At 61.7% G+C, this 16,587-nt stretch carries 12 protein-coding genes and 1 pseudogene; 6 read left to right on the forward strand and 7 right to left on the reverse strand.

Annotated elements, in window-relative coordinates; translation table 11 throughout:
• Window positions 1–9: 9 nt before the first annotated feature.
• The 3 genes from PSH84_RS05155 to PSH84_RS05165 form a co-directional block, all read right to left on the reverse strand.
• On the reverse strand, window positions 10–738 hold the full coding sequence (locus PSH84_RS05155) for an aspartate/glutamate racemase family protein (RefSeq protein ID WP_122568714.1): 729 nt from the start codon (window positions 736–738) through the stop codon (window positions 10–12).
• Window positions 739–798: 60 nt separating this feature from the next.
• On the reverse strand, window positions 799–2,328 hold the full coding sequence (locus tag PSH84_RS05160; RefSeq protein ID WP_305482371.1) for an NCS1 family nucleobase:cation symporter-1: 1,530 nt from the start codon (window positions 2,326–2,328) through the stop codon (window positions 799–801).
• A gap of 452 nt (window positions 2,329–2,780) precedes the next feature.
• Window positions 2,781–3,524, reverse strand: a complete 744-nt coding sequence (locus PSH84_RS05165; RefSeq protein WP_013693959.1) for a phosphoadenylyl-sulfate reductase — start codon at window positions 3,522–3,524, stop codon at window positions 2,781–2,783.
• A gap of 173 nt (window positions 3,525–3,697) precedes the next feature.
• On the opposite strand from PSH84_RS05165, the gene thrH reads away from it, so the two are divergent.
• The gene (gene thrH, locus PSH84_RS05170; protein ID WP_305467794.1) at window positions 3,698–4,315 is read left to right on the forward strand and encodes a bifunctional phosphoserine phosphatase/homoserine phosphotransferase ThrH; all 618 of its coding nucleotides are present in this window, start codon (window positions 3,698–3,700) and stop codon (window positions 4,313–4,315) included.
• A gap of 170 nt (window positions 4,316–4,485) precedes the next feature.
• On the opposite strand, the gene pabB is transcribed toward thrH, so the two are convergent.
• From pabB to rloA, 4 genes and pseudogenes are all read right to left on the reverse strand, one after another.
• Complete coding sequence (gene pabB, locus PSH84_RS05175; protein WP_305482372.1) at window positions 4,486–5,829, reverse strand: aminodeoxychorismate synthase component I; 1,344 nt, start codon at window positions 5,827–5,829, stop codon at window positions 4,486–4,488.
• Between the two features lie 286 nt (window positions 5,830–6,115).
• Window positions 6,116–7,102 (reverse strand): alpha-L-glutamate ligase-like protein, encoded by a 987-nt coding sequence (locus tag PSH84_RS05180; RefSeq protein ID WP_305482373.1) that lies wholly within the window; start codon window positions 7,100–7,102, stop codon window positions 6,116–6,118.
• Window positions 7,102–8,637: pseudogene (gene rloB / locus PSH84_RS05185) on the reverse strand (osmotic stress tolerance membrane protein RloB). The gene PSH84_RS05180 and the pseudogene rloB overlap by 1 nt, the downstream one beginning before the upstream one ends.
• 5 nt (window positions 8,638–8,642) lie before the next feature.
• Window positions 8,643–9,179, reverse strand: coding sequence for a retropepsin-like aspartic peptidase RloA (gene rloA, locus PSH84_RS05190; RefSeq protein ID WP_305467789.1), 537 nt, complete (start codon window positions 9,177–9,179; stop codon window positions 8,643–8,645).
• A gap of 283 nt (window positions 9,180–9,462) precedes the next feature.
• Between rloA and PSH84_RS05195 the strand changes: the two genes are divergently transcribed.
• The 5 genes from PSH84_RS05195 to prpF all read left to right on the forward strand — a co-directional run bounded on the left by PSH84_RS05195 (window position 9,463) and on the right by prpF (window position 16,362).
• On the forward strand, window positions 9,463–10,176 hold the full coding sequence (locus tag PSH84_RS05195; protein WP_003204063.1) for a GntR family transcriptional regulator: 714 nt from the start codon (window positions 9,463–9,465) through the stop codon (window positions 10,174–10,176).
• A complete protein-coding gene (gene prpB, locus PSH84_RS05200; protein WP_122568709.1) occupies window positions 10,173–11,063 on the forward strand; it encodes a methylisocitrate lyase in 891 nt (296 codons plus the stop codon). The genes PSH84_RS05195 and prpB overlap by 4 nt, the downstream gene beginning before the upstream one ends.
• A gap of 136 nt (window positions 11,064–11,199) precedes the next feature.
• On the forward strand, window positions 11,200–12,327 hold the full coding sequence (gene prpC, locus PSH84_RS05205) for a bifunctional 2-methylcitrate synthase/citrate synthase (protein WP_122568708.1): 1,128 nt from the start codon (window positions 11,200–11,202) through the stop codon (window positions 12,325–12,327).
• 196 nt (window positions 12,328–12,523) lie between these two features.
• The gene (acnD, locus tag PSH84_RS05215; protein WP_305482374.1) at window positions 12,524–15,115 is read left to right on the forward strand and encodes a Fe/S-dependent 2-methylisocitrate dehydratase AcnD; all 2,592 of its coding nucleotides are present in this window, start codon (window positions 12,524–12,526) and stop codon (window positions 15,113–15,115) included.
• 53 nt (window positions 15,116–15,168) lie between these two features.
• A complete protein-coding gene (gene prpF, locus PSH84_RS05220; protein ID WP_305482375.1) occupies window positions 15,169–16,362 on the forward strand; it encodes a 2-methylaconitate cis-trans isomerase PrpF in 1,194 nt (397 codons plus the stop codon).
• The last annotated feature ends 225 nt before the right edge of the window (window positions 16,363–16,587 follow it).

Consider the following 16,587-nt stretch of genomic DNA (forward strand, 5'->3'; position numbering starts at 1 on the left):
CCTGTGAGCTCACCGCCCAAACCGCCCCGGCCAGCCAATGATGGTCTTGGGCCGAGGCGTGGCGTAGGTGCGCACTTTCGACGTCGACAACCCCAGCCGCACCAGCGACTCGGCAATGGTCACCGCCGCCGTCACGCCATCCACCACCGGCACCCCGGTGCGCTGGCGGATCTGCTCATCGAGCCCGGCCATGCCGCCGCAGCCCAGGCAGATCACTTCGGCCTTGTCCTGGCTGACCGCCAACTCGGCCTGCTGCACGATGGCTTCAATTGCCCGTTGCGGGTCTTGCTCCAGTTCCAGCACCGCCAGGCCACTGGCCCGTACCGAGGCGCAGCGGTCGAACAGGCCGGACAGCTTGAGTCGGTCTTCGATCAGCGGCACGGTACGGTCCAGGGTGGTGACCACTGAATAAGCGTGACCAAGGAACATCGCGGTGCTGGCGCCGGCATCGGTAATGTCCACCACCGGCACGTTCAACAGTTCTTGCAGACCTTCGCGGCCATGTTCTCCGTAGCCGGCCTGGATCACCGCGTCGAACGGCTGGTCGTAGGACATCACCCGGTCCATCACCGCTATGGCCGCCAGGTAGCTTTCAAAATTGCCCTCGATGGAATCGGCACCGAAATGCGGCGTGAGCCCGACGATCTCGGTGCCCGGCGCGGCGACGGCCTGAGCTTGTCGGGCGATGGCCTGAGTGATGGATTCGGTGGTGTTGACGTTGACCACGAGAATGCGCATGAGCTGTCCTCCTTTACACATAAAAGTAAGCGGCCCGAACCTGGCGGGCCGTTTGAGCAATCAATGATGGACGTTATCCACAGCGATGGATTCGCCGCTGACGTCCTCGTAATACGGCTGGCGCTTGGCGATGATCAGGTACAGCAACCCTGCAATCGAAGCGCCAATCAGCCAGGAAAACGGTGAAACGGCCTCAAAACCGGGCACCAGGGCCAGGATGATCGCGATCAGCGCCGCCGGAATGAACGCCGCCACCGCACGCAGGTTGACCCCGTTGTTGTAGAAATACGCACCGTTTGGGTCCTCGCTGTACAGTTGCGGCACGTTGATGCGGTCTTTTCGCAGCAGCCAATAGTCGACCATGATCACCCCGTACAGCGGCCCGAGCAGGGCGCCGAGGCCGGACAGGAAATACACGATCACCAGTGGGCTGTTGTAGAGGTTCCACGGCAGGATCAGCACGGCAATGGCGGCGCTGATCAGCCCTGCGCGGCGGAACGTCAGGTACTTGGGCGCCAGATTACTGAGCACGAACGCCGGGGCGACGAAGTTGGCCATGATGTTCACCGCCACCGTGACGATCAGGAAGGCCAGGCAGCCGAGCACGAGGAAGAAAGTGTTGGGGATCGAGGCAATGACCTGGGTCGGGCTTTCGATGATTTGCCCATTGATCTGGAACTGTGCACCGCAGAGCAGGATGGTGATCCCGGCAAACATCAGGATGTTCACCGGCAGGCCCCAGAAATTGCCGACGATGATGGTCCGGCGGCACGGTGAGGAGCGGGCGAAGTCGCAGAAATTGAGGATCAAGGTGCCGTAGATCGACAGCCACAGCGCGCCGCCGGCAAAGATATTGCGCCACATTTCGCCACCGGTCAGCGGCTCGCGAATCGACCAGGCAATGGTGGCGCCGGCCTGGGTGTACATCCAACCGGCCAGGGCCGCAACGGTCACCAGGATCACCGGGCCGGCAAAGCCTTCATAACGGCGCACCATCTCCATGCCGTAGGCCAGGATCACCAGTTGCACGAACCAGATCGCCACGAAGCACACCCAGCCCAGGCTCGACAGGCCGAGGATCGAGTCGCGGTCGTAGTCGGCGAAGCCCGGGTGGATCGCCACCAGCAAGACGCGGAACACCACCGAGGCCAGGTAGGTCTGGATCCCGAACCAGGCAATGGCGATGACCGCCCTGATCAAGGCCGGAATCTGCGCGCCGTGGATCCCGAAGCTGATCCGGCTGATCACCGGGAACGGCACCCCGGTTTTCTGGCCCATGTAGCCTGACAGGTTCATGAAGCCGTACACCAGTGCCGCGCCTATGCCTAAGGACAGCAGGATCTGCCAGCCACCCAAGCCCAGGGCATAGAGGCCAATGGCGAAGGAATAGTTGGCGATGTTGTGCACGTCATTGGTCCACAGGGCAAAGATGCTGTAGCGACCCCAGCGGCGACCTTCGGCCTTGGTCGGCGCCAGATCCTTGTTGTGCAGCCTCGGGCTCAAGGCCAGGGACGCTGCGCTGTTGTCATCGAGGGCAGGGGTGGAGGAGGGCAGATCCAGCGCGATGTTGTTGGAGAGACTTGTACGCATTCCGGCAGGCTCCTGATTCTCGGCGCAGCGATGACTGTGCATGAGCGCGGGGCTCGACAAATCTTCGTCGCGGCGGGCGAGCATCATTGGTTACGGGGCATCTGCAGCCTGTACGGGATAGGGCGCTTCAGGCTTGCGGATCTAAAGTGTGTGTATGTTTTATAAATGTTGTATACAAAACACTTGTCGACTCAAGCCAGATTTATGCCACTTACGGATCTATCCGTTATGGAAATAATTTCGTTTTGTTATGTTGGATTAATAACTAACTGAAATACGGCGATTTAAAATTGACCGTTTAAACAGGTATTTATTTTTCGGCGAACGCTAGGGGACGTAGAAGGACAGGCGAAGCGGGAAGGTCGGTGTAACCTTTCGGGGCAGTGACAAGATAAGTGCACACAAAAATGCCACTTGTGGTGACATTTTTGTGTACAGGGTAGGGCGGACGCTTAGACGGTCTTGGATTTGGCGATGATGTTCCCGGCGTGCAGCCCGCATTCTTTCTGCGTGGCTTCTTCCCACCACCAGCGGCCTTCGCGCTCGTGCTGGTTCGGCAGCACCGGGCGGGTGCAGGGCTCGCAGCCGATGCTGATGAAGCCGCGCTCATGCAGGCTGTTGTAAGGCAGCTCGAGCATGCGGATATAACCCCAGACTTCCTCACTGGTCATCTGTGACAGCGGGTTGAACTTGTACAGGGTGCGTTCGGGGGTGGAGAACGCCGTGTCGATTTCCAGCACCGCCACCTGGCTGCGGGTGCCGGGGCTCTGGTCGCGGCGCTGGCCGGTGGCCCAGGCGCGGACATCGGTCAGTTTGCGCCGCAGCGGCTCGATCTTGCGGATGCCGCAGCACTCGCCGTGACCGTCCTTGTAGAAGCTGAACAGGCCTTTTTCTTTCACGAAAGGTTCAAGTTTCGTGTAGTCCGGCGACACCAGTTCGATGTCGATCTTGTAGTGCTCGCGCACTTGATCGATGAAGCGATAGGTCTCCGGGTGCAGGCGACCGGTGTCGAGGCTGAACACCTTGACGTTTTTGTTCAGTTTCCAGGCCATGTCCACCAGCACCACGTCTTCGGCGCCGCTGAAAGATATCCACAGCTCGTCGCCGAATTCGGCGAAGGCCAGCTTGAGGATGTCCTGCGGGGACTTGTTGGCATAGGTCGTGGCGAGTTCCACGACGTCAAACGATGGGCTCATCAGGGCGGTTTCCTACAGGTCGGTGGCGCTGGGCGCTCTATATGGGGCTGATGGTAACAAAAGCTGTCGGGGCTGGCGCGTTCCTGTGCGTTGCGCGGGCTTCGACGAATGGCTAGAGTCGGCAAGCCTTTATTCGCTCAACCGATAAACATCAGAAAAAATGGGAGTGTCTTGTGGAAATTGCCTGTCTCGACCTGGAAGGTGTGCTGGTCCCGGAGATCTGGATCGCCTTCGCTGAAAAAACCGGGATTGACTCCCTCAGGGCAACCACTCGGGACATTCCCGACTACGACGTGCTGATGAAGCAACGGTTGCGCATTCTCGACGAGCATGGCCTCAAGCTCTCCGACATCCAGGAAGTCATCGCCACCCTCAAGCCGCTGGACGGCGCCATCGAATTCGTCGACTGGCTGCGCGAGCGCTTCCAGGTGGTGATTCTTTCCGACACGTTCTACGAATTTTCCCAACCGTTGATGCGCCAGCTGGGTTTTCCGACCTTGCTCTGCCATCGTTTGATTACCGATGACAGCGGGCGGGTGACCGGCTACCAGTTGCGTCAGAAAGATCCCAAGCGCCAGTCGGTCCTGGCTTTCAAGAGCCTGTACTACCGAGTGATTGCGGCGGGGGATTCCTACAACGACACGACGATGCTGGGCGAAGCCGACGCCGGGATTCTGTTCCATGCGCCGGAGAACGTGATCCGCGAATTCCCGCAATTCCCGGCGGTGCACACGTTTGCCGAGTTGAAGCAGGAATTCCTCAAGGCCTCGAACCGCAACCTCAGCCTGTAAAACTGTCGCACACCTGTGGGAGCGAGCTTGCTCGCGATAGCGGTGTGTCTACTGGCCTTGAGTCGACTGACACACTGTCATCGCGGGCAAGCCTTGCTCCCACAGGATCTCTATCAGGCACCTTTTTGTGAACAGATAACCTGTGGGAGCAAGGCTTGCCCGCGATGCTTTTAGAGGTTCTGCAAGGTCTCAAGCAACACCCGAACCTTGGTAATCGACTCCTGATACTCCGCCTGCCAGTCCGAGTCCGCGACAATCCCGCCGCCGCCCCAGCAACACACCTGCCCATCCTTGACCAGCAAACTGCGGATGGCGATGGAGCTGTCCATTTCCCCGCGCACGTCCAGGTACAGCAACGAGCCGCAATACAGCCCGCGCCGGGTTGGTTCGAGTTCGTCGATGATCTGCATGGCGCGGATTTTCGGCGCGCCGGTGATCGAACCGCCAGGGAAGCTGCCAGCGATCAGGTCCAGGGCGTCCTTACCCACAGCCAGTTCGCCGGTCACGCTGCTGACCAGGTGATGCACATTCGGGTAGCTTTCCAGGCTGAACAACTCCGGCACCCGCACCGAGCCGATGCGGCAGGTGCGGCCCAGGTCGTTGCGCAACAGGTCGACGATCATCAGGTTTTCCGCCCGGTCCTTGGGGCTGGCCAGCAGCTCGGCGGCATGGGCCGCGTCTTCTTCGGGCGTTGTGCCACGGGGACGGGTGCCCTTGATCGGTCGGGTTTCCACCTGGCCTTCGTTGACTTTGACGAAGCGCTCGGGGGACAGGCTCAGCACCGCGCCACCCTCCGGCAGGCTCTGGAAGCCGGAAAACGGCGTCGGGCAGGCCGCCCGCAACGCCTGGTAAGCGGCCCAGGCATCACCCTGGCAAGGCGCGCGGAAGCGTTGGGCAAAGTTGACCTGATAGCAGTCACCGGCCTGGATGTACGCCTGGATACGTTCGAACGCCTGTCGATAGGCCTCCGCGCTTAGGTCCGGCGTCATCGGCCCTTCAAGGCTGAACGGCGAAACGGGCGCGGTGGTCGGCTGGCTGAACAGCGCGATCAGGCGCTGGCGTTCGCCTTCGGCACAATGGGGGTGGAACACCAGTTGGCTGGTGCCCGCCTGGTGATCGCTGACCAAAGCCCAGTCGTACACGCCAAAACGCGCGTCGGGCAGTTGCAGGTCGTCCTGGGCGTGGGACGGCAGGGTTTCGAGGTGTCGGCCAAAGTCGTAGCTCAAGTAGCCGATCAGCCCGCCGGCGAAGGGCAATTGCACCGTGGACGGCAGTTCCGCGTCGCCCAGTTGTGTCAGCTGAGTGCGCAGGCGTTGCAGGAAATCGCTGCCGCTCTCGTCCGGCAACACCGCCATCTGTGCCAGCGGCCAGGCGCTGAGCAGGTCGTAACGCCCGCGCTCGGCACTCGGCCGGCCACTGTCGAGCAGCACGCTGCCCGGGGCATGACGGATCGCCGCGAAATACTCGGCGGGGTTGGTGCGGTAGGGCAGCGGATGTACGGAGCAGGTTGGCATGGGCGGGGCGGATCAGCCGTTCAGGCGGGGGGGCGATTGTAATCCCCTGTGGGATTTGCTCCTAGAGGGGTGTCGGAGATGAGTAAGTACGGGGCCATCTAAAGTAATTTGGCTGTGAACACCTTGTGTGGCGAGGGGATTTATCCCCGCTGGGTTGCGAAGCAACCCTAAAGCCTACCACCTCGGCGTATCAGGCTGACTGCATGAGGCCTGTTTGGGGTTGCTGCGCAACCCAGCGGGGATAAATCCCCTCGCCACAGGTGTTGTGGTAGGCAGGTTTAGACCCTCAACCCTCAACCGGCGGAATATGCCCAAACAACTCCTGGGCAAACGCCACACGCTCTTCTGCGGTTTCGATAACGCCCCGGGCCTGGAGTTCTTCCAGGCGGGCTTCCACCGCGTGGGTGCGCAGGGTCAGGCCGCAGTCGTTGGCGATCTGGATGTTCAGGCCCGGCCGGGCATTCAGTTCCAGGATCAACGGCCCTTTTTCCTGGTCCAGCACCATGTCGACGCCGATGTAGCCCAGCCCGCACAGTTCATAGCAACCGGCGGCCAGTTTCATGAAACCGTCCCAGTAGGGCAGTTGCACGCCGTCCACCGCGTTGGTGGTGTCGGGGTGTTTGGTGATGATGTTGTTCAGCCAGGTGCCGCGCAGGGTCAGGCCCGTGGCGAGGTCGACGCCCACGCCGATGGCGCCCTGGTGCAGGTTGGCCTTGCCGCCGGACTGGCGGGTCGGCAAGCGCAGCATGGCCATCACCGGATAGCCCATCAGCACGATGATGCGGATGTCCGGCACGCCTTCGTAGCTGATGCTCTTGAAGATCTGGTCCGGCGTCACGCGGTACTCGATCAGCGCCCGGTCACGGTGCCCGCCCAGGGAATACAGGCCAGTGAGGATGCTGGAGACATGGTGCTCGATCTCCTCATGGCTGATGATTTTGCCAGACACCGTGCGATAGCGGCCTTCGAAGCGGTCGGCGATGACGATGATGCCGTCACCGCCCGCGCCCTGGGCTGGCTTGATCACGAAGTCGGTGCGCCCGCCGATGATCTCGTCGAGCTTGTCGATTTCCTTCTCGGTGGAGATCACCCCGTACAGTTCCGGCACATGGATGCCGGCGGCGACCGCCCGTTCCTTGGTGATGATCTTGTCATCGACGATGGGATACAGGCTGCGCTTGTTGTACTTGAGCACGTAGTCGGCATTACGCCGGTTGATGCCCATGATGCCCCGGGCTTCCAGGGCCTTCCAGGTCTTCCAGAAGCCGAACATCAGGAGTCTGCCTTGAGGAAGGCCTTGAACCGCACCAGCTCGGTCAGGCGGTAGCCGCGATAACGCCCCATGGCCAGCATGAAGCCCACCAGGATCAGCAGGATCGCCGGGAAGGTGAACACGAAGTACACCAGCTCCGGCACGCTCATGATCAGGTGCGCCAGGGACGCGGCGAACAGGGTGCCGATGGCGACTTTCATCGCGTGGCCGGCGCCGCGTTCTTCCCAGGTGATGGACAGGCGTTCGATGGTCATGGTCAGGATCACCATCGGGAACAACGCCACCGACAAGCCGCGCTCCAGGCCCAGCTTATGGCTGAACAGGCTGATGGCGGCGATCAGCACCACCACGAACGTCAGCACCACCGAGAGTCTTGGCAGCATCTGCAGCTTGAGGTGCTCCAGGTACGAACGCAGCGACAGGCCCAGCGTGGTGATTACCGTGAACAGAATAATGCCGAAGCCCAGCTGGGTTTCACGGAAGGCCAAAGCGATCAGCACCGGGGTGAAGGTCCCGAGGGTTTGCAAGCCGATCAGGTTGCGCAGTATCAGGATCACCAGCACGCCGATCGGGATCATCACCATGATCATGAACGTCTGTTGGGTCTGCAGCGGCAGGCCATAGAGCGAGTATTCGAGGAAGTTGGCGTCGGTGTTCTCGTCCGTCAGCTTGGCCAGGCGAATGGCGTTCATTTCGCTGTTGTTCATGCTGAAGGTGACGGTGGCTTTTTTGCCGCCATCGACGGTGATCAGGTTTTCATCGCCGGTCCACCACAGCAGACGGTCGGTGGGCAGACCCTGTTCGCCGGAGTCCGGGTTGAAATACAGCCAGTCGGTGCCGTTGAAACTGCGCAGCCACAGCTCAGGTGTCTGCGGCTGGTCGGCCACCAGGCGAATGGTGTGGACCTTCTCTACCGGCACGTGGGCGATGGACAGCACCAATTCGACGATGCGCGCCTTGTTGGCCGAAGAAGGATCGCCAGCCAGCAACAGCTTGACGTTGTCGTCGTTGAGGTTGTTGACCCGTTTGATCGCTTCGCTGATGAACGTCTCGACGTCGGCCGAGTGCTGGCGGATCGGCGCGAGCAGGGGCTTCGGCGGCCAGTTTCTCCGGGCCTTCGACGGCGATGCTGTCGCGGAAGGTCGGGCCCTTGACCTTGGTTTTCTCGGCGCTGTAGCGCTTGGTCAGCACCAGGCGGTAATAAAGGGTCTGGTTACCCTTGGCGCGACGGGCCGACCACGTCACCTTGCGGTTACCGTCGACCCGGTTCACCGCCACGCCGTAATTATTGGAAATGAAGCTCTCGTTGAGGCTCACGTAGTCGCGGCTCAGGGGCGGCACGAACATCTGGATCTTGACCGGATCCTTGGCGTTGGGCACGAATTCGACCTTGGCGTCGATGTTCCACACAGGTCGTCGGTGGCGTCTTCGGTGACCGGGATGCCGAGCACGAAAATCTGATAGGCCGTTACCGACAGGCCCAGCACCACCAGGATGGCGATCAGCATTTTCAGATGGAGGGTAAGGGAGCGCATTGGAATTACTCTGCGGTTTGAGCGGCATTGGCGCAGGCGGGTTTGCCGGCAGCGTATTTAAGACTGGGGTCGACCAGCGCGTCGAAGCGCTTGAGCGCCTCGGAACCGATCAGCAACGGGTATTGGAAGGCGCTGCGGTCGGTCAGGTTCACTTCGATGCTGCGCAGGGCCGAGCCCATGCAGATATCCAGTTCGATGACCGGCCGGGCCGTGTATTTCTTGCCTTCTTCCGGGTCGTAGTCACCGGCGCGGCGCTTGATCTTGCTGACCCTGGCCAGCGGACGTTCGATGGGGTGCGAGTGGGCCGCGTCGATTGCCAGGTAAAAACGCACCCAGGATTCGCCATCGCGCTTGAAGCGCTTGATGTCCCGGGCGCTGAGGGACGCGGTCTTGGCGCCGGTGTCGAGCTTGGCGGCGACCTCCAGGTCGATGCCTTGCAGGGCGGCGTACTCGTTGAGGCCGTACACGGTTTTTTCACCCGCCACGGCAAGCCCCGGCAGGCACATGAAATAGAAAGCAGCAGATAAGGGCTTGAGTGTCATAGATCCTGGTGCGCAGCGTTCCGTTTATCGGTTCAGGCCCTGGCATTACTGCACAAGCTCCCTAGGCAGCCTTTCTCTATAAAAGGAGAGCGGCGAATAACCGCGGCATTCTAGCACGGTGGTTTTCTGACGCCACCGCTGGCCCGAGGCTACGATCTCTTCATGCAACGGGGTTATCGACAAGGCGTTTATTAGACGATTGTCGACAATGTTGATTTTTGTTTTGACGTTAAGGGTGCTATTGGTTAGTTTTTGCCATATTGATTTTCAAGGTGTCGACAATATGCTTGATCAGCTCGAAACCCCGGTGATGGCCCAAGACGACTCGGAGACCCTGTCCGAGAACGTCTTCCGGCGTATCCAGGCCGCCATCGTCAAGGGTGAGATCGCCCCCGGCAGCAAGATCTCCGAGCCCGAGCTGGCGCGCACCTACGGCATCAGCCGCGGGCCGCTGCGCGAGGCCATTCACCGCCTGGAAGGCCAGCGCCTGCTGGTACGCGTGCCCCACGTGGGTGCCCGGGTGGTGTCGCTGAGCCACGCCGAGCTGCTGGAACTCTACGAAATCCGTGAATCCCTCGAAGGCATGGCCTGCCGCCTGGCGGCCGAACGCATGACCCTGGAAGAAATCGACGAACTGCGCCGGGTGCTGGAAACCCACGAGCGCGATGCGGCGTTCCAGGCCGGTGTCGGTTATTACCAGCAGGAAGGCGATTTCGACTTTCACTACCGGATCATCCAGGGCAGCGGTAACCGCACCCTGACGCAAATGTTGTGCGGCGAGCTGTATCAACTGGTGCGCATGTACCGCATCCAGTTTTCCACCACGCCCAACCGTCCGCGCCAGGCCTTTGCCGAGCACCACCGGATTCTAGACGCCATCGCCGACCGTGACGGTGAGCTGGCTGAATTATTGATGCGCCGGCACATCGGCGCCTCCAAACGCAACATCGCGCGTCATTTCCAGGACAGCGCCGCCACTGAACGAGGTGAGTCATGAGTTCCAGCAACAGCACGCCAGGCCAGCGTTTCCGCGATGCGGTCGCCAGCGAACATCCGCTGCAAGTGGTGGGCACGATCAATGCCAACCACGCGCTGCTGGCCAAGCGCGCCGGTTTCAAGGCGATCTATCTGTCGGGTGGCGGCGTGGCGGCCGGTTCCCTCGGCGTGCCGGACCTGGGCATCACCGGCCTGGATGACGTGCTGACCGACGTGCGCCGCATCACCGATGTCTGTGATCTGCCGCTGCTGGTGGACGTGGACACCGGTTTCGGTTCCTCGGCATTCAACGTCGCGCGCACGGTCAAGTCGATGATCAAGTTCGGCGCCGCGGCGATTCATATCGAAGACCAGGTCGGCGCCAAGCGTTGCGGCCATCGTCCGAACAAGGAAATCGTTTCCCAGCAAGAGATGGTCGACCGCATCAAGGCCGCCGTCGATGCCCGTACCGATGACAGTTTCGTGATCATGGCGCGTACCGATGCCCTGGCGGTGGAAGGCTTGGAATCGGCCCTGGACCGCGCCGCTGCGTGCATTGAGGCCGGTGCCGACATGATTTTCCCCGAAGCCATCACCGAGCTTGAAATGTACAAGCTGTTCGCCAGCCGCGTGAAAGCGCCGATCCTGGCCAACATCACCGAATTCGGCGCGACTCCGCTGTACACCACCGAACAGTTGGCCGGTGCCGACGTGTCCCTGGTGCTGTACCCGCTGTCGGCCTTCCGGGCCATGAACAAAGCGGCCGAGAACGTCTACACAGCGATCCGCCGCGACGGCACGCAACAGAATGTCATCGACACCATGCAGACCCGCATGGAGCTTTACGATCGCATCGACTACCACACCTTCGAGCAGAAGCTCGATGCATTGTTCGCGGCGAAAAAATGAACAGATCGCAGCCTCGCTTCGCTCGACAGCTCCTACAGAGTTGGGCCGCGTAGGAGCTGTGTAGGCGCTGTCGAGTGCAACGAGGCTGCGATCTTTTTCCTCCATTCTCTACAAATCTAAAAACTGGAGACAGCAAATGGCCGAAGCAAAAGTACTCAGTGGCGCCGGGCTCCGTGGCCAGGTGGCCGGGCAAACCGCATTGTCCACCGTGGGCCAATCGGGCGCCGGCCTGACCTATCGCGGCTACGACGTCCGCGACCTGGCGGCAGATGCGCAATTTGAAGAAGTAGCCTACCTGCTGCTGTACGGCGAACTGCCGACCCAGGCACAGCTGGACGCCTACACCGGTAAACTGCGCCAACTGCGCGACTTGCCCCAAGCCTTGAAAGAAGTGCTGGAGCGCATTCCCGCCGACGCCCACCCGATGGACGTGATGCGCACCGGCTGCTCGTTCCTGGGCAACCTGGAACCCGAGCAGGATTTCTCCCAGCAACACGACAAGACCGATCGTCTGCTGGCCGCGTTCCCGGCGATCATGTGTTACTGGTATCGCTTCAGCCACCAAGGCCAGCGCATCGAATGCGTGACCGACGAAGTGTCCATCGGCGGTCACTTCCTGCACCTGTTGCACGGCAAGACGCCGAGCGAGCTGCACGTGAAGGTGATGAATGTCTCGCTGATCCTTTACGCCGAGCACGAATTCAACGCCTCGACCTTCACTGCCCGGGTCTGCGCCTCCACGCTGTCGGACCTGTTCTCCTGCATCACCGCCGCCATCGGCTCGTTGCGCGGCCCGTTGCACGGCGGCGCCAACGAAGCGGCGATGGAAATGATCGAGCGCTTCAGCTCACCCCAGGAGGCCATCGAAGGCACCCTCGGCATGCTGGCGCGCAAGGACAAGATCATGGGCTTCGGTCACGCGATCTATAAGGACAACGACCCGCGTAACGAGGTGATCAAGGGCTGGTCGAAAAAACTCGCCGACGAAGTGGGCGACACGGTGCTGTTCCCGGTCTCCGAGGCCATCGACAAGACCATGTGGGAGCAAAAGAAACTGTTCCCCAACGCCGATTTCTACCATGCCTCGGCGTACCACTTCATGGGCATCCCGACCAAGCTGTTCACACCGATCTTCGTCTGCTCGCGCCTGACCGGCTGGGCCGCCCACGTGTTCGAACAACGCGCCAACAACCGCATCATCCGACCGAGCGCCGAATACACCGGCGTCGAACAGCGCAAGTTCGTGCCAATCGAACAACGCTGAGCTGGAGGGTTTTAGCCGCCGGAACTGATTACCCCGAAACCCTGTGGGAGTGAGCTTGCTCGCGATTGCATACTGACATTCAACATTAATGTCGACGGATACACCGCTATCGCGAGCAAGCTCGCTCCCACAGTGGCCGGGGGGGCTTTCAGGCCGGCGCCAACCTTCTGAAACCACCGTGACCCGAGTCCTGACGATGAACACAGAATTTCGCAAACCGCTACCTGGCACTTCGCTGGATTATTTCGACGTTCGCGGCGCAGTGGAGGCCATCCGCCCCGGCGCCTATGACGGCCTGCCGTATACCTCTCGCGTGCTGGCGGAAAACCTGGTGCGGCGCTGCGACCCGGCCACGCTGCGCGAGTCGCTGCTGCAACTGATCGAGCGCAAGCGTGACCTGGACTTCCCATGGTTCCCGGCGCGCGTGGTGTGCCATGACATCCTCGGCCAAACCGCCCTGGTGGACCTGGCCGGCTTGCGCGATGCCATTGCCTTGCAGGGCGGTGATCCGTCGCAGGTCAACCCGGTGGTGCCAACCCAATTGATCGTCGACCATTCCCTGGCGGTGGAAAGCGGTGGTTCCGACCCGCAAGCCTTCGCCAAGAACCGCGCCATCGAAGACCGCCGCAACGAAGACCGCTTTCACTTCATCAACTGGACCAAGAAAGCCTTCAAGAACGTCGACGTGATTCCGCCGGGCAACGGGATCATGCACCAGATCAACCTGGAAAAAATGTCCCCGGTGATCCAGCAGCGTGACGGCGTGGCGTTCCCCGACACCTGCGTTGGCACCGACAGCCACACGCCCCACGTCGATGCCCTGGGCGTGATCGCCATCGGTGTCGGTGGCCTGGAGGCTGAAAGCGTCATGCTCGGTCGCGCCTCGTGGATGCGCCTGCCGGAAATCGTCGGCGTCGAGCTGACCGGCAAGCTGCAACCGGGCATCACCGCCACGGACATGGTCCTGGCGCTGACCGAGTTCCTGCGCAAGCAAAAAGTGGTGGGGGCGTGGCTGGAGTTTTTCGGCGAAGGCGCCAGTGCCCTGACCTTGGGCGACCGTGCGACCATCTCCAACATGGCCCCGGAATACGGCGCCACGGCGGCGATGTTCCATATCGATCAGCAGACGATCGATTACCTGAAGCTCACCGGCCGCGAAGACACCCAGGTGCAGTTGGTGGAAACCTATGCCAAGCACGTGGGCCTGTGGGCCGATAGCCTCAAAAGCGCGCAGTATGAGCGTGGCCTGACCTTCGACCTGTCCTCGGTGGTGCGCAACATGGCCGGCCCGAGCAACCCCCACGCCCGCGTCGCGGTGTCGGATCTGGCCGCCAAAGGCATCTCCGGTCAGTGGGACGATGTGCCCGGGCAAATGCCCGACGGCGCGGTAATCATCGCCGCGATCACCAGTTGCACCAACACCAGCAACCCGCGCAACGTGATCGCCGCTGGCTTGCTGGCGCGCAACGCCAACCGCTTGGGTCTGGCCCGCAAGCCGTGGGTCAAGTCGTCCCTGGCGCCGGGCTCGAAAACCGTGGCGTTGTACCTGGATGAAGCCGGTCTGACGTCCGAACTCGAGAAGCTGGGCTTCGGCGTGGTGGCGTTCGCCTGCACCACCTGCAACGGCATGTCCGGCGCGCTGGACCCGGTGATACAGCAGGAAATCATCGACCGCGACCTGTACGCCACGGCCGTGTTGTCGGGCAATCGCAACTTCGACGGGCGTATCCATCCGTACGCCAAGCAGGCGTTCCTTGCCTCGCCGCCATTGGTGGTCGCTTATGCCATCGCCGGGACCATCCGCTTCGACATCGAGAAAGATGTGCTGGGCGTGGTGGACGGCCGCGAGATTCGCCTCAAGGACATCTGGCCAAGCGACGAAGAAATCGACGCGGTGGTCAAGGCTTCGGTGAAACCGGAGCAGTTCCGCCAGGTGTACATTCCGATGTTCGCCATCCAGGAAGACACCGGGCCGAAAGTGACGCCGCTGTACGACTGGCGCCCACAAAGCACCTACATCCGTCGTCCGCCGTATTGGGAAGGCGCGCTGGCCGGTGCGCGGCCGCTCAAGGGGATGCGCCCGCTGGCGGTGCTGCCGGACAACATCACCACCGACCACTTGTCGCCGTCCAACGCCATCATGCTGGACAGCGCCGCGGGTGAATACCTGGCGAAAATGGGCCTGCCGGAAGAGGACTTCAACTCCTACGCGACCCACCGCGGCGACCACCTGACCGCGCAACGCGCCACGTTCGCCAACCCGAAACTGTTCAATGAAATGGTCCAGGAAAACGGCAAGGTCAAGCAGGGTTCCCTGGCCCGGGTCGAGCCGGAAGGCCAGGTCATGCGCATGTGGGAAGCCATCGAAACCTACATGGAGCGCAAGCAGCCGCTGATCATCATTGCCGGCGCCGACTACGGCCAGGGTTCGTCCCGGGACTGGGCGGCCAAGGGCGTGCGCCTGGCCGGGGTCGAGGCGATCGCCGCCGAAGGTTTCGAACGCATCCACCGCACCAACCTAGTGGGCATGGGCGTGTTGCCGCTGGAGTTCAAGCCCGGGACTGATCGCAAGACCCTGGGCATCGACGGGAGCGAGATTTACGACGTGATCGGCGAACGCACCCCGCGGGCGACGCTGACCCTGGTCATCACTCGCAAGAATGGCGAGCGCGTCGAAGTGCCGGTGACCTGCCGTCTCGATACCGCCGAAGAAGTGTCGATCTACGAAGCCGGGGGCGTGCTGCAACGCTTTGCCCAGGACTTCCTCGAATCGGCGGTGGCCGTTTAAATCGCTTGGGTGGTCCGTTCTCTGGCCGCCCGTTTTTTCAGGAGTTGGAGCACATGGCTCACTCGCCTCAAATCAAGATCCCCGCGACCTACATGCGTGGCGGCACCAGCAAAGGCGTGTTCTTCAGCCTGCAAGACCTCCCCGAAGCGGCCCGTGTTCCCGGGCCGGCCCGGGATGCCCTGTTGCTGCGGGTGATCGGCAGCCCCGACCCGTACGAGAAGCAGATCGATGGCATGGGCGGCGCCACGTCCAGCACCAGCAAGACCGTGATCCTGTCCAAGAGCACCCGGGCCGATCACGATGTCGATTACCTGTTCGGCCAGGTGTCCATCGACAAGCCGTTTGTGGACTGGAGCGGCAACTGCGGCAACCTGTCGGCGGCGGTGGGATCGTTTGCCATCAGCAGCGGCTTGGTGGAAGCCAGTCGTATTCCGCAGAACGGTGTGGCCGTGGTGCGGATCTGGCAGGCCAACATCGGCAAGACCATCATCGCCCATGTGCCGATCACCGAGGGCGCGGTGCAGGAAACCGGTGACTTCGAACTCGACGGCGTGACTTTTCCAGCGGCCGAAGTGCAATTGGAATTCATGGACCCGGCGGCCGAGGAGGAGGGCGGTGGCGGCTCGATGTTTCCAACCGGCAACCTGGTGGACGACTTGGAAGTGCCCGGTGTTGGCACGCTCAAGGCGACGCTGATCAACGCGGGGATCCCGACGATTTTCATCAATGCTCGCGATGTCGGCTACACCGGCACCGAATTGCAGGGCGCGATCAATGGCGATCCCAAGGCGTTGGCGATGTTCGAAAGCATTCGCGCCCACGGTGCCTTGCGCATGGGCTTGATCAAGCACCTGGACGAAGCCGCCCAGCGCCAGCACACGCCGAAAGTGGCGTTTGTCGCACCACCGGCGGATTACCTTTCCTCCAGCGGTAAAGCCGTGGCGGCGGGTGATGTCGACTTGCTGGTGCGGGCGTTGTCCATGGGCAAGCTGCACCACGCCATGATGGGGACCGCAGCGGTGGCCATCGGCACGGCCGCGGCGATTTCCGGCACCTTGGTGAACCTCGCGGCTGGCGGCATCGAGCGCAACGCCGTACGTTTCGGCCACCCGTCCGGCACCCTGCGCGTCGGCGCCGAGGCCAGTGTGGTCAACGGCGAATGGACCGTAAAAAAAGCCATCATGAGCCGCAGTGCGCGGGTGTTGATGGAAGGGTTCGTGCGGGTGCCGGGGGATGTCTTGAATTGACATAAAACCTGTGGGAGCGGGCTTGCTCGCGAAAGCGGTCAGACATTCCACATTGATGCAAGCTGATCCACCGCAATCGCGAGTAAGTTCGGCTCCCACAAATCTGTGATGGATTTGAATTCTGGGTCCGCTGCAATCCCCTGTGGGAGCGAGCTTGCTCGCGATGAGGCCGGTACAGTCAGCATTGATGTTGCCTGACACACCGCTTTCGCGAGCAAGCCCGCT

The organism is Pseudomonas beijingensis (assembly GCF_030687295.1).
GTDB classification, from domain to species: domain Bacteria; phylum Pseudomonadota; class Gammaproteobacteria; order Pseudomonadales; family Pseudomonadaceae; genus Aquipseudomonas; species Aquipseudomonas beijingensis.